At 65.5% G+C, this 24,904-nt stretch carries 23 protein-coding genes; 13 read left to right on the forward strand and 10 right to left on the reverse strand.

The annotated features are described in order from the left end of the window. Positions 1-7: 7 nt before the first annotated feature. From MJ606_RS04960 to MJ606_RS04980, 5 genes are all read right to left on the reverse strand, one after another. Positions 8-208 (reverse strand): DUF1656 domain-containing protein, encoded by a 201-nt coding sequence (locus MJ606_RS04960; RefSeq protein ID WP_243048284.1) that lies wholly within the window; start codon positions 206-208, stop codon positions 8-10. Continuing rightward, positions 198-2,339, reverse strand: coding sequence for an FUSC family protein (locus MJ606_RS04965; RefSeq protein WP_243048285.1), 2,142 nt, complete (start codon positions 2,337-2,339; stop codon positions 198-200). Before MJ606_RS04965 ends, MJ606_RS04960 begins: the two co-directional genes overlap by 11 nt. Before the next feature lie 4 nt (positions 2,340-2,343). Further along, the gene (locus MJ606_RS04970; RefSeq protein ID WP_243048286.1) at positions 2,344-2,838 is read right to left on the reverse strand and encodes a MarR family transcriptional regulator; all 495 of its coding nucleotides are present in this window, start codon (positions 2,836-2,838) and stop codon (positions 2,344-2,346) included. A 140-nt stretch (positions 2,839-2,978) separates the two neighbouring features. Beyond that, complete coding sequence (locus MJ606_RS04975; RefSeq protein ID WP_243048287.1) at positions 2,979-3,389, reverse strand: DUF4156 domain-containing protein; 411 nt, start codon at positions 3,387-3,389, stop codon at positions 2,979-2,981. A 93-nt stretch (positions 3,390-3,482) separates the two neighbouring features. Then, a complete protein-coding gene (locus MJ606_RS04980) occupies positions 3,483-6,356 on the reverse strand; it encodes a pitrilysin family protein (RefSeq protein ID WP_243048288.1) in 2,874 nt (957 codons plus the stop codon). A 276-nt stretch (positions 6,357-6,632) separates the two neighbouring features. Between MJ606_RS04980 and MJ606_RS04985 the strand changes: the two genes are divergently transcribed. The 10 genes from MJ606_RS04985 to MJ606_RS05030 all read left to right on the forward strand — a co-directional run bounded on the left by MJ606_RS04985 (position 6,633) and on the right by MJ606_RS05030 (position 15,440). Next, entirely contained in the window at positions 6,633-6,833 is a 201-nt protein-coding gene (locus tag MJ606_RS04985; RefSeq protein ID WP_243048289.1) for a hypothetical protein, read from the forward strand. Between the two features lie 52 nt (positions 6,834-6,885). Next, positions 6,886-7,350: a tRNA (uridine(34)/cytosine(34)/5-carboxymethylaminomethyluridine(34)-2'-O)-methyltransferase TrmL gene (trmL, locus tag MJ606_RS04990; RefSeq protein WP_243048290.1), complete on the forward strand. Its 465-nt coding sequence runs from the start codon at positions 6,886-6,888 to the stop codon at positions 7,348-7,350. A gap of 57 nt (positions 7,351-7,407) precedes the next feature. Further along, positions 7,408-8,061, forward strand: coding sequence for an SCP2 sterol-binding domain-containing protein (locus MJ606_RS04995; RefSeq protein WP_243048291.1), 654 nt, complete (start codon positions 7,408-7,410; stop codon positions 8,059-8,061). 2 nt (positions 8,062-8,063) lie between these two features. Continuing rightward, positions 8,064-9,707 (forward strand): ubiquinone biosynthesis regulatory protein kinase UbiB, encoded by a 1,644-nt coding sequence (ubiB, locus tag MJ606_RS05000; RefSeq protein ID WP_243048591.1) that lies wholly within the window; start codon positions 8,064-8,066, stop codon positions 9,705-9,707. A gap of 83 nt (positions 9,708-9,790) precedes the next feature. After that, on the forward strand, positions 9,791-10,492 hold the full coding sequence (locus tag MJ606_RS05005) for a pseudouridine synthase (RefSeq protein WP_243048292.1): 702 nt from the start codon (positions 9,791-9,793) through the stop codon (positions 10,490-10,492). Between the two features lie 33 nt (positions 10,493-10,525). Then, the gene (locus MJ606_RS05010; RefSeq protein ID WP_243048293.1) at positions 10,526-12,658 is read left to right on the forward strand and encodes an IgaA/UmoB family intracellular growth attenuator; all 2,133 of its coding nucleotides are present in this window, start codon (positions 10,526-10,528) and stop codon (positions 12,656-12,658) included. 198 nt (positions 12,659-12,856) lie between these two features. Next, positions 12,857-13,279 (forward strand): alternative ribosome rescue aminoacyl-tRNA hydrolase ArfB, encoded by a 423-nt coding sequence (arfB, locus tag MJ606_RS05015; protein WP_243048294.1) that lies wholly within the window; start codon positions 12,857-12,859, stop codon positions 13,277-13,279. After that, positions 13,276-13,872, forward strand: a complete 597-nt coding sequence (locus MJ606_RS05020; protein ID WP_243048295.1) for a 1-acyl-sn-glycerol-3-phosphate acyltransferase — start codon at positions 13,276-13,278, stop codon at positions 13,870-13,872. The genes arfB and MJ606_RS05020 overlap by 4 nt, the downstream gene beginning before the upstream one ends. Before the next feature lie 6 nt (positions 13,873-13,878). Next, positions 13,879-14,514 (forward strand): LysE family translocator, encoded by a 636-nt coding sequence (locus tag MJ606_RS05025; protein ID WP_243048296.1) that lies wholly within the window; start codon positions 13,879-13,881, stop codon positions 14,512-14,514. Positions 14,515-14,741: 227 nt separating this feature from the next. Continuing rightward, positions 14,742-15,440: a hypothetical protein gene (locus tag MJ606_RS05030; protein ID WP_243048297.1), complete on the forward strand. Its 699-nt coding sequence runs from the start codon at positions 14,742-14,744 to the stop codon at positions 15,438-15,440. 176 nt (positions 15,441-15,616) lie between these two features. On the opposite strand, the gene MJ606_RS05035 is transcribed toward MJ606_RS05030, so the two are convergent. Further along, the gene (locus MJ606_RS05035) at positions 15,617-16,525 is read right to left on the reverse strand and encodes a LysR family transcriptional regulator (RefSeq protein ID WP_243048592.1); all 909 of its coding nucleotides are present in this window, start codon (positions 16,523-16,525) and stop codon (positions 15,617-15,619) included. Positions 16,526-16,780: 255 nt separating this feature from the next. On the opposite strand from MJ606_RS05035, the gene aceB reads away from it, so the two are divergent. Both aceB and aceA read left to right on the forward strand, forming a co-directional pair. Beyond that, positions 16,781-18,376, forward strand: a complete 1,596-nt coding sequence (aceB, locus tag MJ606_RS05040) for a malate synthase A (protein ID WP_243048298.1) — start codon at positions 16,781-16,783, stop codon at positions 18,374-18,376. Between the two features lie 49 nt (positions 18,377-18,425). Then, positions 18,426-19,730, forward strand: a complete 1,305-nt coding sequence (gene aceA / locus MJ606_RS05045; RefSeq protein ID WP_243048299.1) for an isocitrate lyase — start codon at positions 18,426-18,428, stop codon at positions 19,728-19,730. 100 nt (positions 19,731-19,830) lie between these two features. Here the strand turns inward: aceA and MJ606_RS05050 are convergent, their stop codons facing one another. From MJ606_RS05050 to MJ606_RS05060, 3 genes are all read right to left on the reverse strand, one after another. Then, a complete protein-coding gene (locus MJ606_RS05050; protein WP_243048300.1) occupies positions 19,831-21,633 on the reverse strand; it encodes a sodium:proton antiporter in 1,803 nt (600 codons plus the stop codon). A 256-nt stretch (positions 21,634-21,889) separates the two neighbouring features. After that, complete coding sequence (locus MJ606_RS05055) at positions 21,890-23,389, reverse strand: YifB family Mg chelatase-like AAA ATPase (protein WP_243048301.1); 1,500 nt, start codon at positions 23,387-23,389, stop codon at positions 21,890-21,892. Positions 23,390-23,552: 163 nt separating this feature from the next. Further along, positions 23,553-23,801, reverse strand: coding sequence for an accessory factor UbiK family protein (locus MJ606_RS05060; RefSeq protein ID WP_243048593.1), 249 nt, complete (start codon positions 23,799-23,801; stop codon positions 23,553-23,555). Between the two features lie 193 nt (positions 23,802-23,994). Here MJ606_RS05060 and glnK point away from each other — a divergent pair, with 193 nt between their 5' ends. Next, positions 23,995-24,333 (forward strand): P-II family nitrogen regulator, encoded by a 339-nt coding sequence (glnK, locus tag MJ606_RS05065; protein WP_243048302.1) that lies wholly within the window; start codon positions 23,995-23,997, stop codon positions 24,331-24,333. A gap of 6 nt (positions 24,334-24,339) precedes the next feature. On the opposite strand, the gene MJ606_RS05070 is transcribed toward glnK, so the two are convergent. Further along, entirely contained in the window at positions 24,340-24,873 is a 534-nt protein-coding gene (locus tag MJ606_RS05070; RefSeq protein ID WP_243048303.1) for a DUF1453 domain-containing protein, read from the reverse strand. Positions 24,874-24,904: the final 31 nt, after the last annotated feature.

A 24,904-nucleotide genomic window follows, 5' to 3' on the forward strand; every position in this document is an offset into this window, starting at 1 on the left:
TCAAGGCTCAGGGATACAACAGCAGACCGGCGGCGCCGAACAGGCAGAAGAACACGGCGACGCGGAACAAAGAGGGATGCCAGACATAGCGGTACAGGCCATAGCGACCGACGATGGTGTCGATCACCCACAGCACCAGCAGGCAGCCGAGGTAGACCAGCAGGATACCGGGCACCAGCGCGTCGGCCAGGGCGATTTCACGAGGCATGGGACGTCTCCGGAGCCTTGACGATATAGGGAGCGAGAGCGGATTCGTCATCGCGCAGCGCGGTGCGTAGCTGCAGCAGATGAGCCAGCGCCGGCTGGCAGCTGGCGCGCGCCTGCGGCAGCATCTGCGTGGTCAGGGTGATGGCGTGATCCACCGCCGCGTCGGCCTGTCGCCAGCGCGCGGAACTGGGCTCGTCGTACAACTGCGCCAGCGCCTGCACGGCCTGCTGCATGGCTTCCAGCGCGACAGGCGGCAGATCCGCGTGCTGCATGTCCTGGCGCAGCTCGATCACCGCGCGACCGCAGTCGTGCACGGCCAGGCCCCAGGACAGCAGGCTACGCGACTCTTCACTGCCGGGCTGGGTGAACTGCACCACCTGGTGGAACAGGTCGCGGTTGGCGCTCTCGAACTGGTAGACCAGCCCCGCCAGCGGTGCCGTCGCCGCAAATGCCACCTGCCGGCGCAATTGCTGCAACTGGCGCCGGCGCAGCCACTGCGTGCCGAGCACGGTGGGAATCACCATGAACGCCGCACCGCTCATCATCAGGCCGAACAACGAGGCGATGGCGTCGTTGAGGAAGTGCTCCGGGCTGTACACCATCGGATTCTTCAGGGCGAGGATATACACGAAACCCAGCGTGTACCCCGCACCGATGCCCGGCAACGTGGCGTTGCGCGTGGTGAGGTAAGGCCCGATCGCCAGCAACGGCGCGGTGACCAGGAACAGCATCATGAAGCCATCGCTGCCCGGCATCAGCCAGAACACCACGACATACGCGGCGACCATGCCCAGCGCGTAGCCGATCCAGGTATTGGCGGTGGCCGCCAGCGGCGTGGGCGAGGTGGCCAGCAGGCCGCTGAAGATGGTGGCCAACAACATGGCGTTGGGACCGAATGGCCACGCCGACCACAACCAGAACACGCTCAGGGTGATCATGGTGAGGAAGGTGCGGATCACCGCGATGGCCGGCGCGGCATAGTCGTTGGCGCGCTTGAAGTCGACGCGCTCGAGATTGCCGCCGGGCACGCCCTGGGTTTCCCGCAACGTCGCTTCCAGTGCGGTGAAGTCGCGCAGCTCGCTGACGAAGCGGCGCAGCAACATGGCGCCGCTGTCGAATTCGAGCAACAGCTCGGGATCCTGCCGCAGCTCTTCGCGCAATTCGGCCGCCAGTACCGGCAACCTCGGTTCGCAGGCTTCCAGCCGTCTTGCCAGCAAGCGTGGCACCGGATGCTCGGAGTGCGGTGGCGACAAGGCTTCGCCCACCGGCGCATAGAGCTTGATCAACGCGGCGGCGGTGCGCGGGTGATTATTGCGCTGCAAGCGGTTGATCAGGTGATGCAACGACTGGAAGCTGGTGGCCGCAGCCATGTAGCGCAGGTTGAGCAGCTGCATCCGACTGCTGCGTGCACGCGCCTCCGAGTCCTCGAAGATCACCGAGGAACGCAGGTCTTCCAGTTGCACAGCGGCGCGCACGAAGTGCAGATGGGCCTGCTCCATCTGTCCGCGCGGAATCGCGCCCCCCAGGCTGCCGCGCGCGAACTCGATGAAGTGGCCATAGTGCTCGCGCACGCTGCGGCGTAGCACGTCGCGCAGGCGCTCCGGCAGCACCACGTCGCTGACCAGGCCGGCCACGATGATGCCCAGCATCACCTCGCTGACGCGCATCACCGCCGAATCGAACACCGTGTAGGGATTGTTGATCGCCGGCAGCGCCACGATGGCCGCCGTATAGCCCGCCAGCACAAAGCCATAGGACATGAAGTTGCGGTACAGCACCGCGCCACCCGCGCACAGCCCTACCCACAGCGACAGGCTGAGCAGGAACAGCTCGCGCTGCTGCGGGAACGCCGCCATCAGCAGCAGGCCGCACAGGCTGCCGGCGCAGGTGCCGATGGCGCGATAGAAACTCTTGGCCAGCACCATGCCGCTGTGCGGATGCATCACGATCGACACCGTGATCATCGCCGTCGACGGTTGTTCCAGCTGGAACAGCATGGCCAGCCAGGCGGTGATGTAGAACGCCAGCAGACACTTGAAGACGAAGATCCAGGCCTGACGTTCGCCGTTGAAAAACTCGGCGAGCCAGGGCCATGGACGCTTTGCCGGCAGGTCGGAAGAAGCCGCGGACATGCGCCTATTCCCGCTCCAGCTGCACGAGGAACTTCTTCAGCAGGCGTTCGAGCTGGGCCATCTCCCGCGGCTGCAGGTCGCCGACCTGGCGCTCCAGCAGCGCGCACACGTCCGGCAGGAAGCTCTCGATCATCGCCACGCCCTTGTCGGTCAGCGTGAGCGTCACCTTGCGGCGATCCTCGTCGCTGGCGTCACGCGCGATCAGCCCCTTGTCGCACAGCTCGTTGGTGAGCCGCGTGATGTTGGCCGATTTCTCGCCCGTGGCATCGGCCAGCTCGGTGGGATGCAGCGTATAGCCCTCGGTGCCGTACAGCATCATCAGCAGGTTGTATTCCGGATGATTGATGCCGTAGGGCCGCAACATGGCGTTGGCGTCATCGTTGACGCGCTTGTGGATGTGCTTGACCAGCCGCACCAATACCGCCGGATCCCGCGGGAACGCAGGATGACGCTGGCAGGTGATCGCCAGCCGCTGTTCGGTGGGGAGGAAGCTACTCATGGCGCACGGCCTAAATAGTACATATATGTAATATATACATGTGAATTTTATGCTTCGCGCGGCGTCCCTGCAAGAGCGTCAGCCTGTCGATGTGAAAAAGGCGCCACGAGGGCGCCTTTTTCGGGAGCGTGCCGGGCGGCTCAGCCGCCCTTGACCGGGAAGGTTTCCACCGCGCCCGGCGCCGACGACGGCCGGGCCGGGCTGGCAGCGGGGCCGCCGGCCGGCGCCAGTTGCGCGGTACCGCACTGGTAGGCCCCCCAGGGCTGCGAGCCGTCGGTGGGATCGCCCAGCGGCTTGATGGTGTCGGCATGCATCTTGGCGGCCTCGTTGCGGGCCATCACTTCCAGTTCGTCGCGCACGGTGATGTCGTTGCGATTGACCGGGCCGACATGGTCCATCACCGATACGGTGACCTTGCCCAGTTCATGGCATGACGACACATCGCCACTCCACGCCGTGCGCACGTTCTTCGCGGCATCGTCGAGCGTGATGCCGTAGGTGCAGGCGCCAAGCAGCGCAACGGGAACGAGCAACAGCAGGGTCTTGCGCATGGGTAACTCCGCAACATGTATATGAAGAGGCCAGGCGGTTGCCCGCCCGGCCGCCATCCTAACCCGGGGAAATGAATACATCCCCACGGGAACTTACTTCGACGGTAGCGGATGGCCGTTGCCGTCGATCACCTCGACCTCGCCCAGATTGAGCGCGCGCACCGGCTGCTCGATCTTCTTCAGGTCACCCACGATCACCCAGGTCAGCGCGCCCGGCTTGATGATCTCCTTCAAGGCGGCCTCCGCATCCGGCTGGCTGACGGCCTCGGTACGTGCCTTGAGCGTCTGCACATAGTTGTCCGGGCGGTCGTACTGCACGATTTCGCTCATCGCGCTGAGCACTTCGGTGGCGGTCTCGAAGCTGCCGGGCAGGCCGCGGATGTTGGAGTCCTTGATCTTGTCCACTTCCTGCGCCGTGAGCGGACGCGTGCCGACCACCTCGGTGGCTTCCTTGAGCACCTCGTGCGCGGACTCGGCCGTCTTGTCGGTCTGCACCGGGGCGTACATCAGGAACGGACGCTGGCCGATCGCATCGCGCATGAAGCTGAAGGCCCCGTACGCCCAGCGCTTGTCCTCGCGCAGGTTCATATTCAGGCGCGAGGTGAAGCTGCCGCCGAAGGCGCCGTTGCCCACATCGATGGCCAGCTCGTTGGGCGCCTTGCTGGAAGGCGCCAGCAGGCCGGCAAGGATCAGCGACTGCGGTGCATCCGGCTTGTCGATCAGGAACACGCGCGGCTTGGACTGCGCCGCCACCGCGGTGATGTCCTTCTTCGGCACGGCGCTGGACGGTGCCTTCCAGTCGCCGAACGCGGCATCGAGCTGTGGAATGATCTGCTGCAGCGTGGTGTCGCCAGCCACCAGGATCTTCACGTTGTCCGGACGCAGCCAGTCGCGCTGGAACGCCGTCAGGTCCGACGCCTGCATGGCCTTGATGGCCTCTTCCGTACCGCTGCCGGTGAACGGAATGCCGTAGGCATGGTGCGCGCCGTAGAGCAGCGGCGGCAGCGTGCGCAGGGCCAGTGCGGTGGGCTGGGTCTTTTCCTGGGCGATGCCGGCCAGCCACTGGCCACGCACGCGCTCGATGTCCTCGGCCTTGAAGGCCGGGTTGCGCACGATGTCGGCAAACAGTTCCAGCGACGGCTGCAACTGGTCGTTCAACGCGTTGAGCGAGGCTGAGCAGGCGTCCAGCCCGCAACCGACGCGGGTGATCGCGCCCAGGCGCTGCTTGCGCTTGGCCACTTCCACCGAGTCCAGATCCTTGGTGCTCTCGTTCATCAGCGTGGTGGTGAAGCTGGCGGTGCCGAGCTTGTGGCCCTGGTCGGCGGCGTAGCCGGCGTCGAACATCAGCTGCACGTGCGTCACCGGAATGGTGTGGCGCTGGGCCAGCACCACTTCGATGCCGTTCTTGAGCTTGCCGCGTTCGAGCGTGGGGAAGCTCAGGTCCGGGAACTGCGCCACCTGGGGCACGCCCTTGCTGCGATCCACTTCGCTCTTGGCCACGGTATAGGCCTGCGCCGCCGGCAGCTTGGCGGCGGGACGACCTTCGGCCGGGCCGAGCGCAACGACCTTGGCGTCCTCGGCATCCGGATTGAAGTCGTTGCCGGCAGGCAGCACGGTCAGCAGGTAGTCGCCCTTGCTGAGCCACTTGTCCGACGCGGCCTTGACGCTGGCCTGGGTAGCCGCGTCCGCACGCGCCAGATCCTTCTTGTAGGCGCCCGGATCGCCGCGATAGACCTGACCCTCGGCCAGGATCACCGCCTTGCCGCCAAAGCCGCCGACCTTTTCCAGGCCACGCACGAAGCTGGCGCGGTTGCCGATCTTGGCGCGGTCCAGTTCGTCGGGCGTGGGGCCGTCGGCGAGGAACTTCTTCAACTCCTCATCGATCACCGCCTCGACCTTGGCCGGGTCCACGCCATCCTTCACGTCGGCCTGGATCTGGAACTGGCTGGCCAGCGCGAACGGCGAGATGCTGGCGGACACGTTGTCGACCAGCTTGTCCTGATAGACCAGCCGCTGGTACAGGCGCGAGGTCTTGCCACCGCCAAGCACGGTGGAGGCGAGATCGAGCTGGATGGCATCGTCCGAGCCCAGCTGCGGCACCACCCAGGTGCGATAGATGCGCGGCTGCGCCACATGGTCGTGCTGTATGCCACGGGTGGACTTGGACAGCGGGGTGATCCACGCCTGCTGCCGCGGCACCGGTGGACCCGCCGGGATATCGCCGAAGTATTTCCCGGCCTTGGCCTTGGCTTCGGCCACGGTGATGTCGCCGGCCAGCACCAGGGTGGTGTTGGCGGCGCCGTAGTAGTCGTGGAACCACTGCTTCACGTCACCCAGCGAGGCCGCATTGAGGTCGGCCATCGAGCCGATGGTGTCGTGCTGGTAGGGATGGTTGCCGGGATAGGTGTTGGACAGGATGTTCTGGTCCACGCGGCCATAGGGGCGGTTTTCGCCCTGGCGCTTCTCGTTCTGCACCACGCCGCGCTGGGTATCGAGCTCCTTCTGGCCGATCGCGCCGAGCAGGTGGCCCATGCGGTCGGACTCCATCCACAGCGCCATGTCCAGCGCGGTGGTGGGCACGGTTTCGAAGTAATTGGTGCGATCGAACCAGGTGGTGCCGTTCATGTCGGTAGCGCCGGCCAGCTCGAACGGCTGGAAGTAGGTGCCCTTGTGGTTCTCCGAGCCGGAGAACATCAAATGCTCGAACAGGTGCGCGAAGCCGGTCTTGCCCTTGGGCTCGTCGGCCGAACCCACGTGATACCAGATGCTCACCGCCACCACCGGCGCCTTGTGGTCCTCATGCACCACCACGGTCAGGCCATTGGGCAGGGTGAAGCGGGTAAAGGCGATATCCGGCACGGCCTGGCTGGCCTCGGCGGCCGCCGCCTGGGGCACCGCGATCGCGGGGATGCCTGCCGACATGCTGAGCAACCCTGCAACGAGCAGGGCGAGGGGCTTTCTTGCCATCACGACACTCCTTTTGTTTCAGTCGCGGAACGCCCAGAGGCTAACCACGCCTCCGGGGCTTGGGTAGTGACCAATGGCACGGCGGTTTAGTGCCCGGCGGACTGTCCGCCGGGCTGTCCGGCCGCGGCCGGCCGCTGTCCGCGGACAATCTCCACGCGCCACCGCGCATCACGAATTTCCAACGATGACAGTCACTTGCGTGTGAATTCGGGTTTGGCACGGGCCTTGCCATAGAAACCGTGCAGGACTATCCCACCATTCATCGGAGACATGATCATGAAATTCGAAGCCTTGATGCTGCGCGGCCTGTTCGTTGCCTGCCTGCTGGTCTGTGGACTCGTGCTGGGCGCCATGGTGAACGCCTCGCCGGACGCCATTCGTCTCGCTGCCGCCGGCAGCGCCGGCCAGCTCATCGCCACCCCGGTGGCCTGCGCGCTGCCGCCCGACGGCGTGGTCTGCCCGCGCTCCAACGGTTGAGCAAGGACGCTCACCGTTTCGCGGGTCGGCGTGATGACCCGATAATGACGGGATGCTGCATGTCATCCTCTTCCGTCCCGAAATACCGCCCAACACCGGCAATGTGATCCGGTTGTGCGCCAACACCGGCGCCACGCTGCACCTGATCCGCCCCTTGGGTTTCGAACTCGACGACGCGCGCCTGCGACGCGCCGGCCTGGACTATCACGAGTACGCGCAGCTGGCCGTGCATGACGATCTCGCCAGCTGCCTGCAGCTCATCGGCCAGCCACGCCTGTTTGCCTTCTCGACACGCGGCCGCGTCGCCCATGTGGATGCGAAGTTCGCCGACGGCGACGCCCTGCTGTTCGGCTGCGAAACCGCCGGCCTGCCCGGCGACGTGCTCGATGCGATTCCCGAAGCCCAACGCCTGCGCCTGCCCATGCGCGCCGACAGCCGCAGCCTCAACCTTTCCAACACGGTCGCCGTGGCCGTGTACGAGGCCTGGCGGCAGTTGGGATTTGCCGGCGCGGCATAACGGGGAGGGAGACGCGCGCCGCTCGGCATCCCGTGGGCAACCGTTACAATGCCGCCCATGACTGATGCCGTCTCCCGATCCCTGCTGCCACGTCCGCTTCGCGCCCTCGCGGGGCGCGCGTTGGAAACCGCGCTCAACCACACGCTGTCGCTCGATCCGGAAACGGTCACGCGCCTGGCCGCGCTTGATGGCCGCAGCGTGCAGTTGCATCTGCGTGGCCCGGAATTGGCCCTGTCGGTGACGGTGGCAGGCGACCGCTTGAAGGTCGGCCCGCCGCAGGACGACAACCATCTGCGCGTTGCCGCCACGCCCGGCAGCCTGCTCGCCATGTTGCTCAAGCGCGACGACGATGGCGTGGCGCCGGGCAAGGTGGAGATTGCCGGCGACGCCGAACTGGCGCGGCGCCTGGAAAAACTCGCCAGCAAGTTCGCCCCCGATTTCGAGGAAGCGTTCGCCCGCACCTTCGGCGATGTGCTCGGCGTGCCGCTGGCCAAGGCCGTGCGCCGGGGCCTGGCCCACGCCAAGGAAACGGCCAGCCATCTCACCACCGACACCGCCGACTGGCTGCGTGACGAAGTGCGTGTCGCCGCCGCGCCTAGCGAAGTGGAAGGCTTCCTCGATGGCGTGGACCAGCTGCGCGAACGCAGCGAGCGCCTGGAAGCCCGCCTGGCCCGCCTCGAACAGCGCCTCAGGAAAGGACCCGCCGCGTGACGATGCCCTTGAAGGTGGTGCCGCGCGTGATGCGTGTCGCCTCGGTGCTGCTTGCCTATCGGCTCGACGAACTGGTCGATGCGGCCCACTTGTTCCGCCCGCTCAAGCTGGTGCGTCCGTTCGTGGCGCGGCCGCGCACCGATATACGCGGCCTGTCGCGTGGCGCCCGCCTGCGGCTCGCGCTGACCGAGCTGGGGCCGATCTTCGTCAAGGCCGGCCAGGTGCTGTCCACGCGCCGCGACCTGGTGCCGGCCGACATCGCCGACGAGCTGGCGCAATTGCAGGACCAGGTGCCGCCCTTCCCTGGCGGCGAGGCACGCGCCATCGTCGAGCAGGAATTGAAGGCGCCGGTCAGCCAGCTGTATGCCGGTTTCGACGAGACGCCGCTGGCTTCGGCATCGATTGCGCAGGTGCATGCCGCCACCCTGCATGACGGCAGCGCGGTGGTGGTGAAAGTGCTGCGCCCCGGCATCGACAAGCAGATCGAGCGCGACGTGAAACTGCTGCGCTCGCTCGGCGAGCTGGCGCAGCGCTGGCATCCCAACGCCGACAAGATCCGTCCGCTCGACGTGGTCGCCGAAGTCGAGAAGATGCTGGAAAACGAGCTGGACCTGCAGCGCGAAGGCGCCAGCGCCAGCCTGTTGCGCCGCAATTTCGAAAGCGGCGTGGACATGTACGTGCCCGCCGTGCACTGGGACCTCACCTCAGCGCGCGTGCTCACGCTCGAACGCGTCTATGGCGTGAGCTGCGACGACATCGCCGCCCTCGATGCCGCCGGCGTCGACCGCAAGGCGCTCGCGGTGAAGGGCGTGCGGCTGTTCTACGAGCAGGTGTTCCGCGACAACTTTTTCCATGCCGATGCGCACCCCGGCAACATCTGGGTGGATACGACGCGGCCCAGCGAGCCGCGCTTCATCGCACTGGATTTCGGCATCATGGGTTCGCTGCCGGAAGAGGACCAGTACTGGCTGGCGCAGAACTTCATCGCGCTGTTCGAGCGCGACTACGCGCGCATCGCGCAACTGCATGTCGACGCGGGCTGGATGCCCTCCACGGTACGCCTGGACGAACTCACCGCCGCCGTGCGCACGGTGTGCGAGCCGTATTTCACCCGGCCGCTCTCGCAGATTTCGCTGGCCGAGCTGGTGATCAAGCTGTTCCAGACCGCGCGCCGCTACGAGCTGACCCTGCAGCCGCAGCTGATCCTGCTGCAGAAGACCCTGCTCAATATCGAAGGCGTGGGCCGCATGCTCGATCCGCAGATCGATATCTGGGCGGTGGCGCACCCGGTGCTGAAACGCATCCTGCGCGAGCGCTACAGCCCGCGCCGCACGCTGCGTGAGGTACGCAAGCGCCTGCCCGAATGGTTGCATGCCGCACCGCAGTTCCCCGAGCTGGTGCGCGATGCGCTGCGGCAGGCGGCCAGGGGCGAGCGCCAGTTCACCGCCGATCCACGCGAACTCGCGCAGCAACGCGATGAGGCGCGGCGCAGCCAGCGCACGCTGGCGTTTGGACTGCTGGGCAGCAGTTTGCTGGTAGGCGGCGCGGTGCTGTGGACGCAAGTATCAGCGCATGGCGCTTGGCCATCCGCCGTTGCCACAGCAGCCGGCCTGCTCGCTTTCTTTGTTGGCTGGCCGCGCCGCTAAACGCAGCCTCACGTCATCCCGCGAAGGCGGGAATGACGATTCTGTTGAAGAGTGCGGTAAATCCGCATCCGCGAGTCCCTCGAATGCTTGACATCCTCTACCAGGACGACGCCCTCATCGCAGTGAACAAACCTGCGGGCCTTGCCGTGCATCGTTCGAAGATGGTGGGCAACGCGGAGGAGTTCCTGATCGACCTGCTGCGCGAACAGGTTGGCGGCACCACCTACCTGGCGCATCGCCTCGATCGCGCCACCAGCGGCGTGCTGCTGGTCGCCCGCTCCGCCGAAATTGCCGCGGCACTGGGCGAGCAGTTCATGGGCCGCGACGTGCACAAGCAGTACCTCGCCGTGGTACGCGGCTGGCCGGAGCCGGAAACGGCGCTGATCGACTATCCGCTGCCGGGCTCGCGCGAGACCGGCCCGCGGCGCGATGCGCGTACCCGCTACCAGCGCCTTGCCACGGTGGAAGTACCCATCGCACTGGGCCGCTACCCGCAGCAGCGCTACGCCCTGGTGCTGGCCGAACCGGAAACCGGCCGCTTTCGCCAGATCCGCAAGCACATGGCGCACATCCACCACCCCATCATCGGCGACTGCCAGCACGGGCGCGGCGACCACAACCGCCTGTACAAGCAGTATTTCAGCTGCCATCGCATGCTGCTGCACGCATGGCGGCTGCGTTTCCTACACCCTGTAAGCCAGAGCCCGGTTCTTATTCAGGCCCCACTGGATGCGGAATTTCAGGCTTTGCTGGATCGCTTTGACTGGAAACCTGACGCAACCTGAGCGAACTCCTTTTCTTATGGACTTCCGCTCGACATGGATGGTTTTCGCCTGCTCCTATGCGTCGTTCTACTGGGCTGGTCGGCAATCAGTCTTTTCATCTACCAGGCACGGCGGTCGGACTCAAAGCAGGCGCTACGGGATTTCACCCAGCAAACGGACCCGATACGGCAGGCCTCGGACGTCGAACTTGAGCAGGCCTATGCCGCCTATCGGAAGCGCGCGATATCACCGTCGGTCTATCTGATCGATGGGCCGCTCGAGCGCCATGGCCTGGAGTCCCACGGCAACTCAACGTGGCATTACCTGATCGGCGAGATCGAGATCGCGCCGTTCCCCGGCTGGGACACGCTGCTGGCCGACGCCGCATCGGCCGAAGTGCTGCGGGGCCCCAAGGACATAGCCTTGCCGGTGCGCTTCAATGGAGTATCCCTGGGCGAGGCCCTGGCGCAGCAGGCACGTGCCGCCAGCGTGGAAGAACAGTTACGCCAGGGCGCCATCGAGGCATCGGTCCAAAAGACCATCGGGGCAGCCTCGCCAGACACGCCACTGGTGTTGCGCGCCAGCCGCAAGGAGACGGCCGCCGAAGCCTCCTTGCGCGCCGTCACCGCCGCACGCGGCAGCGGCTGGGCACTAGGGGTGTGCGCCGGCCTGTCGCTGCTGGTGTTGGCCACTGCGCTGAACCGAAACAGTCAATGGGTGCTGGGCTCGGTTGCGCTCATCCTCATCGCGGCCGCCGGTTTTTGCCTCCGGCGCAGCCTGGGCGAGCGGCCCAGGCGGGTTCCCGGGTCGATCTGCAGCCTGCGCGGCACACTCGCCTTCAACGAGGCCGTCGATGTCCACGGCAACATCGTTGTTCCACTGGTGCGGACGCGCATGGGCGACCTGACGATTCACTATCCGCCACACTGGCTGGCCGCTGTCGTCAGGGCCGGCAGCGGCGTCCGCGACATCGACGTGGACCTGAAACACCGCGTGGTTCGCCACGAACGGCTGTCGCTTTACGAAGAACTTGGCCGCTACCCCGTCGTTCGCTGGGGATGGCACATGGCCATGCTGGTCGGCGCCGGAGTCGCCTTGATCATCTCGCTGGCAGTCGCCTGGCCACTGGAGCAGGCCATGGCCAGGGCATCGAACGCGATCCAAGGCACGCGCCATCTCACCGCCCGTTCGCCGGCCGAACTGCTGGAACAACAGCCCCGGCCCGGCGACTGGTTGACGCTCGATGGCTCGGCCCAGTGCCTGCAGAGTCAAGACAACGAGGCCGGCCAAGACATGGCTTTCGACTCGATCAAAATGGACCTTATCCCGGACTGCAACGTGCTGGGCTGGAACGCGCGGCCGGTGCCGCTGGCGGCTCCTGAACCTTCCGCGGATGCGCTGGCGCTGGGCGCTCTCACCCTTGAGCTGGGGCGGGAATCCCTATCCCGGGCTATGGCCAATGGCTATGCCTACCCGGACTCGCGCCTGACGCTCATCCGGGAGGCACGCGGCGACTACCCACTGCAACAGGTCAACACGCGCGTGCTTCAGGCAAGTCGCCTGTGCGAGCAACGCGAGGACACCGATTGTGTCCGATTGCGCACCGCTTTCGCCGTACTGACTAGGCATGACGAGGACTGGGATGCCACCCTGGCGGCTGCCAAGGCCGGCACGCTGGAGGACACCTGCAAACTCAATAGCGACTATGCCGACACCTTGAGCGACCTCCTCCACAAGGCCTTGCTGGCCACCCGCGAGCAAGCGCTCAAGACGGCCCTGACGCAGGCGCGCCAGGCGTACCGCGCACCGCTTGAGCTATCGGTCTACGACCAGGATGGCCTGGTAACGGCGCGGCAACCCGCAGCTCCGAATGCCGCCGACGGCATGGCATCGGCGACTGATCCCTCGGACCCATTGCTGGAGGCCACCACCGCGCTGCTCAATACCCCCTTCCGGATCGAAGGTGAGCTGTCGTCGATCGACAAAAGCTCGCGTGGTACGCCGCTGATGTCTATCCAGGCCCGCCCCGAGCCGCCCACGATGTTCGCCATCTTCGGGCCATGGGCGCTGGGCATGCTTTCGCTGCTGCTGTTGCTGGTCCATGCCGCGACCCTGACGAAAGCACTGGCGCGGTGGCGCCAACGCCGCCTTGCCGTGGCCCAATACGTGGCGCAAAACCTCAGATAGGCTCCAACCATCGGCAACGCCTGCGGGCTTTTCCCGTACCGCCGAGCCCAGCCCGTGGCGATGACGCAACGCAGCACGGGCCAGCGACCGACTGAGGCGCCACGCCGCAGGGTGCCCGTAGCATTTACGCCGGAAAATCGCTTGGCGGCCTTACTTCCATCATGGGTTGCTAGAATTCCCCGTCATTCCGAGTAGCCCATGCTGACCATCAGCCGATCCATCGTCCTGCCCGAGACCGAGCTGACCGAGCGCTTCCTGCGTGCCGACGGTCCCGGTGGCCAGCACGTCAATCGCACCGAAAGCGCGGTGGAACTGCGCTTCGACGTGACGCATTCACCGTCGCTGCCCGATCCGGTGCGCGAACGCCTGCTGGCCCGCCGCGACCGCCGCCTCACCGACGACGGCGTGCTGGTGATCCAGGCGCGTCGCTTCCGCGACCAGTCCCGCAACCGCGAGGACGCGCGCGAGCGGCTGGTGGAAGTCATCCGCGGCGCACTGGTCGTGCCCAAGGCGCGCGTCGCCACCCAACCCACCCGCGGCTCGAAAGAGCGCCGCCTCGCCGGCAAGCAGCAGCGGGGCAAGATCAAGCAAACGCGTTCGCGTGACTGGAGTCGTGAATGAGCATTCCGATGCTCCCCCCCGCACCATCCGAAGCCCCCAAACTCAACAGCCGCTTCTGGCCCTGGCTGGCCCGCGTGTTGCTGCGCCTTTCCGGCTGGAAGCTGATCGGCGAGCTGCCGAACGTGCCCAAGCTGATCCTGATCGGCGCGCCGCACTCGTCCTATTGGGACGGCTACTACGGCCTGCTGATGAAGATCGGCCTGGGCGTGGACATCAACATCATGATCAAGCGCGAAGTGCTGGAGGGCCCGTTGGGCATCATCCTGCGCCCGATCGGCATGATCGCCATCAACCGCAGCGCGGCCCTCAACGTGGTGGGCCAGATGGTGCAGCGCTTCAACGAGCGCCCGCGCATGTGGCTGGGCATCACGCCCGAAGGCACGCGCAAGAAGGTGACGCATTGGAAGTCCGGTTTCCTGCGCATCGCGCACGAAGCCGACGTGCCTATCCAGACCATTTTCCTGGACTATCCCACCAAGACCTTCACGCTCGGCCCGGTAGTGCACGCCACCGACGACCATGAGGCGGACATGGTCAGGATCCGCGAGCTGTTCACGCCCTATCGCGGCAAGCACCGCAACGCCAACGGATAAGCACGCATGGCCTCGCTCGGCATCCAGCATTTCGACGCCTTCCTGCTCGCCTGCATCGCGTTGAACATGACGCCGGGCCTGGACACGTTCTACATCCTCACCCGCAGCGGCCGCGAAGGACGCGCCGTGGGCGTGGCGGCGGCACTGGGCATCAATGCGGGCTGCATCGTGCACACGCTGGCGGCGGTGCTGGGCATCTCGGCCATCCTGATGACGTCGGCCATCGCTTTCAGCGTGCTGAAGTATCTCGGCGCGGCGTATTTGGTGTGGATCGGCCTGCGCATGCTGCTCACGCGCGGCAGCACACGCCAGCCCACGGTGACGCGCGGCAAGGGGCTGGCGGCAGCATTCCGCCAGGGCATGCTGACCAATGTGCTGAACCCCAAGGTGGCATTGTTCTTTCTCGCCTTCCTGCCGCAGTTCGTCTCGATGCAGGCAGTACACCCGCAACTTGGCCTGCTGGTGCTGGGCCTGAGTTTTATCGGCACGGGCACCACCTGGTCGATGGTGCTGGCGCTGACGGGTGGCCACATCCACCAGCTATTGATGACGCGTCCGCGCCTGGGACAGTGGATGGATCGCGTATGCGGCACGGTACTGCTTGGCTTTGGCATCAAGCTAGCCTTGCAACGTCAGCACTGAGCATCCACTGTCAACGACGAAGCTAGTTTTGAGAATTCCGCGTTCACGGTCCCCAGCAACTTAAGCTGCGTGGCAGTGATGCATGGTCATGCCGACATACCAAGTTAGCGGTCTCATCGGGGCGACCTCACGACGCGATGCTCATCTTTCGGATTGCTCCTATATTTCCGTCATGTACCCGATCACAGAATGCGCCCGGTCAATCCACATTCCGGGCAGGGCTTCTCATGGCGCCGATTGTTTTTTCACGAGCACCACTGGACAACGGAACCTGGGAGCTTTTGTTGAATTCGCTCCAAGCTCGCGGAATCGATGCCAAGCATCAGCAAATCGATCTGCACGACAATGAGATCCTGCTTGATGGCGTGCCGATATTCCGGCAACGAGCTGGTCGCGGCAAATTGCTGCTCGACCCTAAACCCGCCATGCGCGCGACCAATCAGGTTGTCGTCGAGGTGGCTGCTGAACTTGGGCTGCTCAAGATAGATAGCGTGAACCGGGAAGGGCAGCTTTTCTTATTCATCATTGCCCTCTCGCTCTTCCTTTTATTGAAATGGTCTCCGGACCTACTCGGCCAATCTCGCCTGGCCAGTGTCCTTGTGCCCGTACCACTTTCCCTTCTTTCACTGTTTACCGTCGCTGATGGCATTGCATCGATAAAGAAAAATGAAACCTTCCCGCGCCTGCATCGGCGACCGTTGTTTCTACTGACATGCGCAGCATGGCTTGGCTATGCGGCTTATATCGTGGCGATATCGGTCATTGACGGCTGGTCACTTGAATTGCTTTTGGTTACAGCACTGTTTCTCGCTGGCGTCTCACTGCTACTTCCCATGAGCATCTGGTGGGGCCTGCATCGGATTTATCGCAACATCTGGCTCCGGGATCTTCAAGGCCTGGCTTATTTTCAGCAGAAGCCCGACTAGTCCTCGAATTTATTTCCAAGCGCCAACCCGGGAAATTCTTTTCATTTGGCTGATGCCTACCCCACGGTTGGAATCATTCGCCATCAAGTGGAACTTGGTTGCCGCACACGGAATGGTGAGTTTTTTCGCGCGCGCCGGTCGGCACGTTTTCCCCAGTCATGAGTAGGCAACGCGACTCAACGTTCCGAATGACCGGACTCGTCGTAGTCTCGATGTGTCAGCAACCCCGGCCGCACCAGGTCCACGAACGCGCGCGCTTCGGCACTGAGAAACTTGCCCTTGCGCATCACCACGCCGTAGCTGCGTTGCGGGAAATACTGCTTCATGTTGCGGACGGCCAGACGCGAACGGTCGGCCTCGGTGATGCAGATGCCGGTGACGATGGAGATGCCCAGCCCCATCGCCACGTACTCCTTGATCACGTCCCAGCCACCGACTTCGATGGCGACGCTATAGGGCACCTGGCGCTGCTGGAACACCAGGTCCACCAGCCGGTAGGTCGACAGGCGCTGGGGCGGCAGGATCAGGCCGTAGGGCGACAGGTCCTCCAGCGCCACGCTGGCTTTTGAAGCCAGCGGATGATCCAGCGGGGTGATCAGCATCGGGTCGTAGTGATGCACCGGCGCCCAGGCGATGTCGTTGGGCACGTCGAGCATGGAGCCCACCGCGAAGTCCGCCTCATCCGCCCGCAACAGCGCCAGCCCGTCCTTGCCGGTCACGTTGGCGAGCTGCAGCTGCACGGAGGGAAAGCGCTCGCGATAGCGGCGCACCAGATCCGGCAGCAAGTACTGGATGGTGGAGCTGCCCGCCGCAATGGTCAGGCGGCCACCCTGCATGCCCTTCACCTTGGACTGGAAGTCGCGGTCCAGGTTTTCCCAGCCCTCCACCAGAGGACGCGCCAGCTCGTAGAGTGCCTCGCCCGCGTCGGTGAGGTTGATACGCCGGCGCCGCCGCTCAAGCAGGCTGACCCCCAGCTCCCGTTCCAGCGCCTGCAACTGCAGGCTCACCGTTGGCTGAGACAGGAACAGGGCCTCGGCCGCACGGGTCAGCGTGCCGAGCTTCACGGTGTACACGAAGGCCCGCATCTGCTTCTGGCGGTTGCCCTTGTAATAGAACCGTCCCGATTCACTGGCCGCGCTTTCATCGCCTTTCCGCCGCCGGGCGGGCACGCGACGCGCTTTTTTGGGTTTTTTCGGCGCCTTGCCAGCGATTTTCATGGCATATCACTCAAGTAGTTACGCACAACATTGAGATTAACAATACCAAAAATTGAAACATTTGCTTTGTCAAAGCAATTCTCCGTGACCTAGTGTCATCCCATCGTCATCACGGAGATTCCCATGGCTGTCCCCAAGGAACGCGTCCTCGCCTCCCCTGCCCAGGTTCACGGCGCCACCGGCCCGGAGCATGACGCCATACTCACCCCAGACGCCCTGACGTTCCTGGCTGACCTGCATCGCCGCTTCGACGCGCGCCGCCTGGAACTGCTGGCGGCCCGCAAGGACCGCCAGGCGCGCTACGACGCCCGCGAACTGCCCGATTTCCGTGCCGATACGGTCTCCATCCGCGAGGGCAACTGGACCGTCGCCCCGATTCCGGCCGCCTTGCGCGACCGCCGCGTGGAAATTACCGGCCCGGTCGAACGCAAGATGATCATCAACGCGCTCAATTCCGGCGCGAAGGTGTTCATGGCCGACTTCGAGGACTCCTCGGCCCCCACCTTCGCCAACCAGATCGATGGCCAGATCAACCTGCGCGACGCGGTGAACGGCTCGATCGAGTACACCTCGCCCGAAGGCAAGCACTACCGCGTCAACGCCAATCCCGCCGTGCTGGTGGTGCGCCCGCGCGGCTGGCACCTGCCCGAGCGCCACCTCACGGTGGATGGCGAGCCGATCGCCGGCGCGCTGGTCGACTTCGGCCTGTTCGTGTTCCACAACGCCCGCGCGCTGCAGGCGCGCGACCGCGGCCCGTACTTCTACCTGCCCAAGCTGGAGGCGATGGAAGAAGCAGCGCTGTGGAACGAGGTGATGTCCTTCGCCGAAACCGAGCTGGACCTGCCGCCGGACTGCATGAAGGCCACCGTGCTGATCGAGACGCTGCCGGCGGCGTTCCAGATGCACGAGATCCTGCATGCGCTGCGTGGCCGCGTGGTCGGCCTCAACTGCGGCCGCTGGGATTACATCTTTTCCTACCTCAAGACCTTCCGCGCCCATGGCGACCGCCTGCTGCCCGATCGCAGCCAGGTGCTGATGACGGTGCCGTTCCTGAAGGCCTATTCGGAGCTGCTGATCCAGACCTGCCATCGCCGCGGCGCCTTCGCCATGGGCGGCATGGCGGCGCAGATTCCGATCAAGGGCGACGAAGCCGCCAACGAGGCCGCGCTGGCCAAGGTGCGCGCCGACAAGCTGCGCGAGGTGCAGGCCGGCCACGACGGCACCTGGGTGGCCCATCCGGCGCTGGTGCCGGTGGCGCAGGAAGTGTTCGACAAGTACATGCCCTCGCCCAACCAGCTCAGCGTGGTGCGTGCGGACGTCCAGGTCACCCGCAATGACCTGATCGCACCGTGCAGCGGTTCGATCAGCCGAGCCGGCTTCGACAACAACGTCGAGGTGGCGCTGCGCTACACCGCCTCGTGGCTCGATGGCCAGGGCTGCGTGCCGATCCATCATCTGATGGAGGACGCCGCCACCGCCGAGATCGCTCGCGCGCAGCTGTGGCAGTGGCTGCATCACGGCCCGCTCGAATTCACCGACCACGCGCCGATCGACTTCGCCCTGTTCGATCACGCCCTGGCGACGCACACGCATCGCCTGCGCGCCAGCAACGCGCCCTATGCCGCGCGCGCCGACGAAGCGGCGGCGCTGCTCAGCCGACTCACCCACGCCGACCAGCTCGGCGACTTCCTCACCCTGGCCGCCTACGCGCAGCTGTAGACCTTCACTCGTTGCATCAACGCATCACGGATACGCAGGAGAAAACCTCATGAAGAACACGCTGCCCAGCGCCGAACAGATCGCTCTCGATTGGACCAACAACCCCCGCTGGAACGGTATCCAGCGCAACTACAGCGCCGAAGACGTAGCGCGCCTGCGCGGCACCGTGGCGGTGGAACACTCGCTCGCCCGCCGCGGCGCCGAGCGCCTGTGGAAGTCGCTGCACAAGGAAGAGTTCGTCAACGCCCTGGGCGCCCTCACCGGCAACCAGGCCATGCAGCAGGTGAAGGCCGGCCTGCAGGCCATCTACCTCAGCGGCTGGCAGGTGGCGGCCGACGCCAACCTCGCCGGCGAGATGTATCCCGACCAGTCGCTGTACCCGGCCAATTCGGTGCCGCAGGTGGTCAAGCGCATCAACAACACCCTGCTGCGCGCCGACCAGCTGCATCACGCCGAAGGCCAGAACGACATCGACTGGATGGTGCCGATCGTGGCCGATGCGGAAGCCGGCTTCGGCGGCGTGCTCAACGCGTTCGAGCTGATGAAGGCGATGATCGAGGCCGGCGCCGCCGGCGTGCATTTCGAAGACCAGCTCGCCTCGGTGAAGAAATGCGGCCACATGGGCGGCAAGGTGCTGGTGCCGACGCGCGAGGCGGTGGACAAGCTCAACGCCGCGCGCCTCGCTGCCGATGTGCTGGGCGTGCCCACGCTGATCGTGGCCCGCACCGATGCAGACGCCGCCGACCTGCTGACCTCCGACATCGACGCCAACGACCAGCCCTTCATCACCGGCGAACGCACCGTGGAAGGCTTCTTCCGCGTGCGTCCCGGCCTGGAGCAGGCGATCAGCCGCGGCCTCGCCTATGCGCCGTATGCCGACCTGGTGTGGTGCGAAACCAGCAAGCCGAACCTGGAAGAGGCGCGCAAGTTCGCCGAGGCGATCCACGCGAAGTATCCGGGCAAGCTGCTGGCCTACAACTGTTCGCCCAGCTTCAACTGGAAGAAGAACCTCGACGACGCCACCATCGCAAAATTCCAGAAGGAACTGGGCGCGATGGGCTACAAGTTCCAGTTCATCACGCTGGCCGGTTTCCACAGCCTCAACTACGGCATGTTCGATCTCGCCTACGGCTACGCCCGTCGCCAGATGAGCGCGTTCGTGGAGTTGCAGGAAAAGGAATTCGCCGCCGCCGAGCGTGGCTTCACCGCGGTGAAGCATCAGCGCGAAGTGGGTACCGGCTACTTCGATGCGGTGACGCAGGCCATCCAGCAGGGCCAGTCGTCCACCACCGCGCTGAAGGGTTCCACCGAAGAGGCGCAGTTCCATGCCTCACGCCAGGCTAGCGCGGCCTGACGCACACTAGACGTGCGTGAGCCGGCAAGGACGCCGGCGCGTGCGCGGAGAGGGCGGCCCTGTCCTGCCTCTTCGCGCACGCCACGCAGGGACTATTGCTTCATGCCTGCGCCGGCGCGGCCGCTTCCGGTGGCACCAGGGCAATCACCAGCCAGCCCGGGCGCGGTTCCAGTTCGCGCTTCACCGAGGCCACGCGCAACGCCCCCTTTTCCTCCACACCGAACAACAGCACGGTAGGCGAGCCGTATTGTTCGATGAAATGAGGCCAGTCGAATGCCTGCGTGAGTCGCGTCGACTTGATGCGCCAGCCCTCGGCCAGCCGCTCGGCAAAGCGTTCATGGGTCAGGTCTTCGCCAAACAGCGCCGGCGCCAGCAGGTGGCCACCGAGCTGCCCGCGATCACTGGCATCCTGCGGTGCCTCGTTCTTCAGCCGGTAGATGCGTGCGCGCCCGAACTCCTGGCGGTAGTACACGCAGGCGAGCGCGTTGCGCTCCCGATTGGGCGACATCGCCAGCAGGCGACCGATGCCGGTGAGATCCAGATGGCGTTCCGCATAAGCCGTGGCGGGGTGACCGAAGAACGTGGTCAGGCCATCCATCCGCGCCAGGCGGATGCCCTCCCAGTGTTCGTCGGCCACGATCACGCGGAAACCCGCATCCGCCAACGCACGCGCCAACAGGCGCGCCACCTGGTCGGAGCCATAAATCAATACGCCATTGGGATCCGGCTCGGCCACCTTCAGCCAGCGCGCCAACGGCCGGGCCGTCGCACTCTGCAGAACCACCGTGCCGATGATGAGGATGAAGACCAGCGGCACCAGTTCCTCGGCACCCGGCGTGCCCAGCGCATCCAGTCGCAATGCGAACAATGCGGAGACGGCGGCCGCTACGATGCCACGCGGCGCCACCCAGGCGATCAGTGCCCGCTCGCGCCAGCTCAGCGTGCTGCCCGCGCTGGCGATGATCACCGTGACCGGCCGCACCACCAGCTGCGCGGCGATGAAGATCGCCACGCCCGCCCACAGCACGCCAGGAGGCAGCGGCCACTGCAGGCGCGCCGCCAGCAGGATGAACAGCACCGACACCAGCAAGGTGGTGAGGTTTTCCTTGAAGTCGAGAATGTCGTCGATATGCACATCGCGCATATTGCCCAGCGCGATGCCCATCACCGTCACCGCGAGCAGGCCCGATTCATGGCTGAGCGCGTTGGACAGCGAAAACGCGAGCAACACCGCCACCAGCGCGCCGAAATTCTGCAGGTACTCGGGAATCAATTGGCGGCGCAAGAACATTGCCAGCAACCACGCGGCGAGCAGGCCGATGATCGTGCCGCACGCGATCACGGTGAGAAACACCCCGATCGTGTGGCCCTCCTGGTGCGAGACGATCGCCTCGTACACCAGCACGGCGAACAGCGCGCCGAGCGGATCGATCACGATGCCTTCCCAGCGCAGCGTGTTGGCGATGCGGGCATTGGGCCGCACCGTGCGCAAGATGGGCGCGATCACGGTGGGCCCGGTCACGCAGGTGAGGGCGCCGAACAGCAGGGACACTTCCCAGCTCAATCCACCCAGGTAGTGGGCCGCCACCGCCAATAGCAGCACGGCGACCACCGCCCCATAAGTGACCAGCCCGCGCACCACGCCACCGATGCCCGGCAGCTCGCTGAAACGCAGGGTCAGGCTGCCCTCGAACAGGATCAGCGCCACCGCCAGCGAAACCATCGGAAACAGCAGCGGGCCCAGCAGCTTGTCCGGCTGCACCACGCCTGCGACCGGACCCAGCAGGATGCCTGCCAGCAACAGGAACAGGATCGCGGGCAACTTCACCCGCCATGCCAGCCACTGGGCAAGGAAACCGATGCCCAGCACGAGCACCAGCAGCATTCCGAGATCAAGCGACATGCACGATCCTTCGAGCGTCCGCGACTTCGCTATCGGAGCACGCACGCAGCCGCGACGTCTACCGCCCCGGTGAATCGGCACAGAAACCGAAGAGGAGAGAGGCCAAGCCCCGGTATCGGACGGGGGGAGGGGGAGGGAGTACCGATACCGGGGTGGCGGGCTGAGTTCATTAGAGAACTAGCGGGTACAGATAATACGCCGCGGCCTGGACAAGTCAATACCCGTCGGTTCAAAAATTGCCGTTCCCGGGCTCGCCTTAAAAGCGCCGATACGTCAGCGCCTCGGCCAGGTGGACCCGGTCCAGCAGGGCGGCGCCACCGTCGAGGTCGGCGATGGTGCGCGCCACGCGCAAGGTACGGTGATAGGCACGGGCCGACAGGCCCAGCCGCTCCAGCGCCGCGTCGAACCAGCGCCGCTCGGCCGGCCCCAGCGCGCAATCGCGCTCCAGCTCGCGGGTGCTGATCTCCGCGTTGGGCCGGCCGGCCCGCATCAGGGCGTGGTGGCGCGCCCTGACCACGCGGGCACGGACCGTGGCCGAATCCTCGTCATGGCTGCCGCGCGGCGCACCCAGCTCGCCCAGCGGCATGCGGGGCACTTCCACGCCAAGGTCGATACGATCCAGCAGCGGCCCGGAAATACGCGAGCGGTAGCGCTGGATCCGATCCGGCGTGCACTGGCAACGCTGGCGGGGATCGCCGGCATAACCGCAAGGGCAGGGGTTCATCGCCGCCACCAACTGGAATTGGGCGGGAAAGGTGGACTGGCGTGCCGCCCGGGAGATCACGATATGCCCGGACTCCATCGGCTCGCGCAGCACATCGAGCACGTGCCGGCCGAATTCGGGCAGCTCGTCCAGGAACAGCACGCCGTTGTGGGCCAGCGAAATCTCGCCCGGACGGGGCACCGAACCACCGCCGACCAGTGCGATGGCCGAACTGGTGTGATGCGGCGCGCGGAACGGGCGTCGACGCCAGTGCGCCAGGTCCACCGCCTGCCCCGCTACCGACAGCACGGCACAGGTTTCCAGCGCCTCCGACTCGGTCATGGGCGGCAGGATGCCGGGCAAGCGCTCGGCCAGCATGGTCTTGCCGGTGCCCGGGGGCCCCGTCAACAACAGGTGGTGGCCGCCGGTGGCGGCGATTTCCAGCGCACGCCGGGCCTGCAACTGGCCACGCACATCGGCCAGATCAGGGCCTCCCGGTTCCGCGCTGGTACCCGGGGCTTCGGTGGGCAGGGCCAGGTCCTGCGCCCCACGCAACCAGCCACACACCTCGGCCAGCGTGTCGGCCACCAGTACGTCGGCATCGGAAACCAGGGCAGCCTCGGCGGCATTGGCCCGCGGCACCACCACGCGGCGGCCCCGCGCACGGGCACGCAGCAGTGCCGGCAGTACGCCGGAAACGCCGCGCAACGCCCCGGAAAGCGCCAGCTCGCCGAGAAATTCGCAGTCGTCCAGTTTTTCTCGCGGCACTTGCCCGCCAGCGGCGAGAATGCCCAGCGCGATGGCCAGGTCGAAGCGCCCGCCATCCTTGGGCAGTTCGGCCGGTGCAAGGTTTACCGTCACCTTGCGGTTGGGGTACTCGAACGAGGTGTTCTGGATGGCCACCCGTACACGGTCGCGGGCTTCACGCACCGCAGCCTCCGGCAGCCCCACGATATTGGTGCCCGGCAGGCCGCCGGAAAGATGGACTTCAACCATCACCTGGGGCGCCGCCACACCTTCCTGGGCACGGCTGAGCGTAACCGCAAGACTCATGGAGCCAACGCGAAGCGATGGGCCAGGGAGCGGCTGCCAGGTTGAAACACGGAGCGACTCCCTCAAGCGGCCTACGGTAAAAACAGCCGCCCCCGATCGTTTCTCGGGGTGAGGGTGACAGATCGGGGGCGGCTCCCGGGACGTGGACCCGCGCTACGCCCTGTCAGGTGGCAGCACCGGCCTCAAGATCTGCGATTCGTTTCTCCAGGGCATCCACCTTGGCGCGGGTGCGCGCCAGAAGCTGGCTCTGGACTTCAAACTCTTCGCGGGTGACCAGGTCGAGGCGGCGCAATCCTTGCGCCAGGACATCGCTGAAGTTGGTGCGCAAATCCTGATGCGCCTGAGCCAATCCTGATGGAACCAACGAAACAAGACGCTGGGCAAGTTGATCGATATCCTGCCTATCCATCATGGACAGCACCCCGAGCTCGTCGTGGAGAAGTGTAGGTTCATGTCCATAAATGCCACCATCAGCTGGTTCCGTTACAAGTTGTAGGCATTGTCCTACACGCTCAGGAAGCACGCGACAGTTCGCCCGCCGGACAGGCAAAATGGTCACCTTGGCGGCACCTGGTGCCGGAACACCCCGAATATGAGGAATACCCATGAAGCTGGTGGTTGCGGTCATCAAGCCGTTCAAACTGGATGATGTGCGCGAGGCGCTGGCGGAAGTGGGCGTGCAAGGCATCACCGTGACCGAGGTGAAGGGCTTTGGCCGACAGAAGGGCCATACCGAGCTATACCGCGGCGCCGAGTACGTGGTCGATTTCCTGCCCAAGATCAAGCTGGAAGTGGCCGTGGCCGACGATCAGCTCGATCGCGTGGTGGAGGCCATCCAGCAGTCGGCCCGCACCGGCAAGATCGGCGACGGCAAGATCTTCGTCAGCTCGCTGGAGCAGGTCATCCGCATCCGCACCGGCGAGCTGGACAACGACGCGCTCTGAGCGCGCCTACGCTGTGGGCGTAGCGGCTGCCTGGGCGCGCTCGAAACGACGGTGATGTACCAGCAGGCCGGCGTAGTAGGCGATGTAGTAGCCGATCATCAACCCGAATACGACGAGCGTCAGCGGGCTGTTGCCCATGGCCGGCCCGGCATAAGCCGTGGCCGGATCCTGCAACTGCGGCATCGCCACCAGGAAGCGCCAGGCCAGGCGGGCGACCAGCAATACGGTCAGCAGGCCGCCAATCCACGCGTTGGGATAGTAGGCATCGGCCCCGCTCGCATCGCGCTCGAAACGGGTCAGGCGCAAACCGAGCAGTCCCAGCGCAACGCCGCCCACGGCCCCGCCCAGCAGACCTTCCAGCAAGCGCAGGTTGGCCAGGCCGCTGCTGGCGAGCGCCACGCCGATCACGCTGAAGATGGCGATGCGGGCGATCATCTGCTTGCGCCGGATCGGCTGTCGCCCAAAGCTGCGACGCACGCGGCGCCAGACCGCGAACGCCATTACCGGGATGATGATCGCCAGCGTCATATGCGGAGCCATGCTCGTCACTCGTGAAGGAAGCCTGGGACAG

It is taken from the genome of Dyella sp. RRB7, assembly GCF_022761115.1.
Classification (GTDB): domain Bacteria; phylum Pseudomonadota; class Gammaproteobacteria; order Xanthomonadales; family Rhodanobacteraceae; genus Dyella.

Coding starts and splice junctions, on each gene's coding strand:
- MJ606_RS05030 (WP_243048297.1), top strand. CDS start 14,742: ATGGCGCCGATTGTTTTTTCACGAGCACCACTGGACAACGGAACCTGG.
- MJ606_RS04975 (WP_243048287.1), bottom strand. CDS start 3,389: ATGCGCAAGACCCTGCTGTTGCTCGTTCCCGTTGCGCTGCTTGGCGCC.
- arfB (WP_243048294.1), top strand. CDS start 12,857: ATGCTGACCATCAGCCGATCCATCGTCCTGCCCGAGACCGAGCTGACC.
- MJ606_RS04980 (WP_243048288.1), bottom strand. CDS start 6,356: ATGGCAAGAAAGCCCCTCGCCCTGCTCGTTGCAGGGTTGCTCAGCATG.
- ubiB (WP_243048591.1), top strand. CDS start 8,064: ATGCCCTTGAAGGTGGTGCCGCGCGTGATGCGTGTCGCCTCGGTGCTG.
- MJ606_RS05060 (WP_243048593.1), bottom strand. CDS start 23,801: ATGATGGATAGGCAGGATATCGATCAACTTGCCCAGCGTCTTGTTTCG.
- MJ606_RS05020 (WP_243048295.1), top strand. CDS start 13,276: ATGAGCATTCCGATGCTCCCCCCCGCACCATCCGAAGCCCCCAAACTC.
- MJ606_RS04985 (WP_243048289.1), top strand. CDS start 6,633: ATGAAATTCGAAGCCTTGATGCTGCGCGGCCTGTTCGTTGCCTGCCTG.
- MJ606_RS05055 (WP_243048301.1), bottom strand. CDS start 23,389: ATGAGTCTTGCGGTTACGCTCAGCCGTGCCCAGGAAGGTGTGGCGGCG.
- aceB (WP_243048298.1), top strand. CDS start 16,781: ATGGCTGTCCCCAAGGAACGCGTCCTCGCCTCCCCTGCCCAGGTTCAC.
- MJ606_RS04965 (WP_243048285.1), bottom strand. CDS start 2,339: ATGTCCGCGGCTTCTTCCGACCTGCCGGCAAAGCGTCCATGGCCCTGG.
- MJ606_RS05035 (WP_243048592.1), bottom strand. CDS start 16,525: ATGCGGGCCTTCGTGTACACCGTGAAGCTCGGCACGCTGACCCGTGCG.
- MJ606_RS05005 (WP_243048292.1), top strand. CDS start 9,791: ATGCTTGACATCCTCTACCAGGACGACGCCCTCATCGCAGTGAACAAA.
- MJ606_RS05070 (WP_243048303.1), bottom strand. CDS start 24,873: ATGGCTCCGCATATGACGCTGGCGATCATCATCCCGGTAATGGCGTTC.
- MJ606_RS04970 (WP_243048286.1), bottom strand. CDS start 2,838: ATGAGTAGCTTCCTCCCCACCGAACAGCGGCTGGCGATCACCTGCCAG.
- aceA (WP_243048299.1), top strand. CDS start 18,426: ATGAAGAACACGCTGCCCAGCGCCGAACAGATCGCTCTCGATTGGACC.
- MJ606_RS04995 (WP_243048291.1), top strand. CDS start 7,408: ATGACTGATGCCGTCTCCCGATCCCTGCTGCCACGTCCGCTTCGCGCC.
- glnK (WP_243048302.1), top strand. CDS start 23,995: ATGAAGCTGGTGGTTGCGGTCATCAAGCCGTTCAAACTGGATGATGTG.
- MJ606_RS05025 (WP_243048296.1), top strand. CDS start 13,879: ATGGCCTCGCTCGGCATCCAGCATTTCGACGCCTTCCTGCTCGCCTGC.
- trmL (WP_243048290.1), top strand. CDS start 6,886: ATGCTGCATGTCATCCTCTTCCGTCCCGAAATACCGCCCAACACCGGC.
- MJ606_RS04960 (WP_243048284.1), bottom strand. CDS start 208: ATGCCTCGTGAAATCGCCCTGGCCGACGCGCTGGTGCCCGGTATCCTG.
- MJ606_RS05050 (WP_243048300.1), bottom strand. CDS start 21,633: ATGTCGCTTGATCTCGGAATGCTGCTGGTGCTCGTGCTGGGCATCGGT.
- MJ606_RS05010 (WP_243048293.1), top strand. CDS start 10,526: ATGGATGGTTTTCGCCTGCTCCTATGCGTCGTTCTACTGGGCTGGTCG.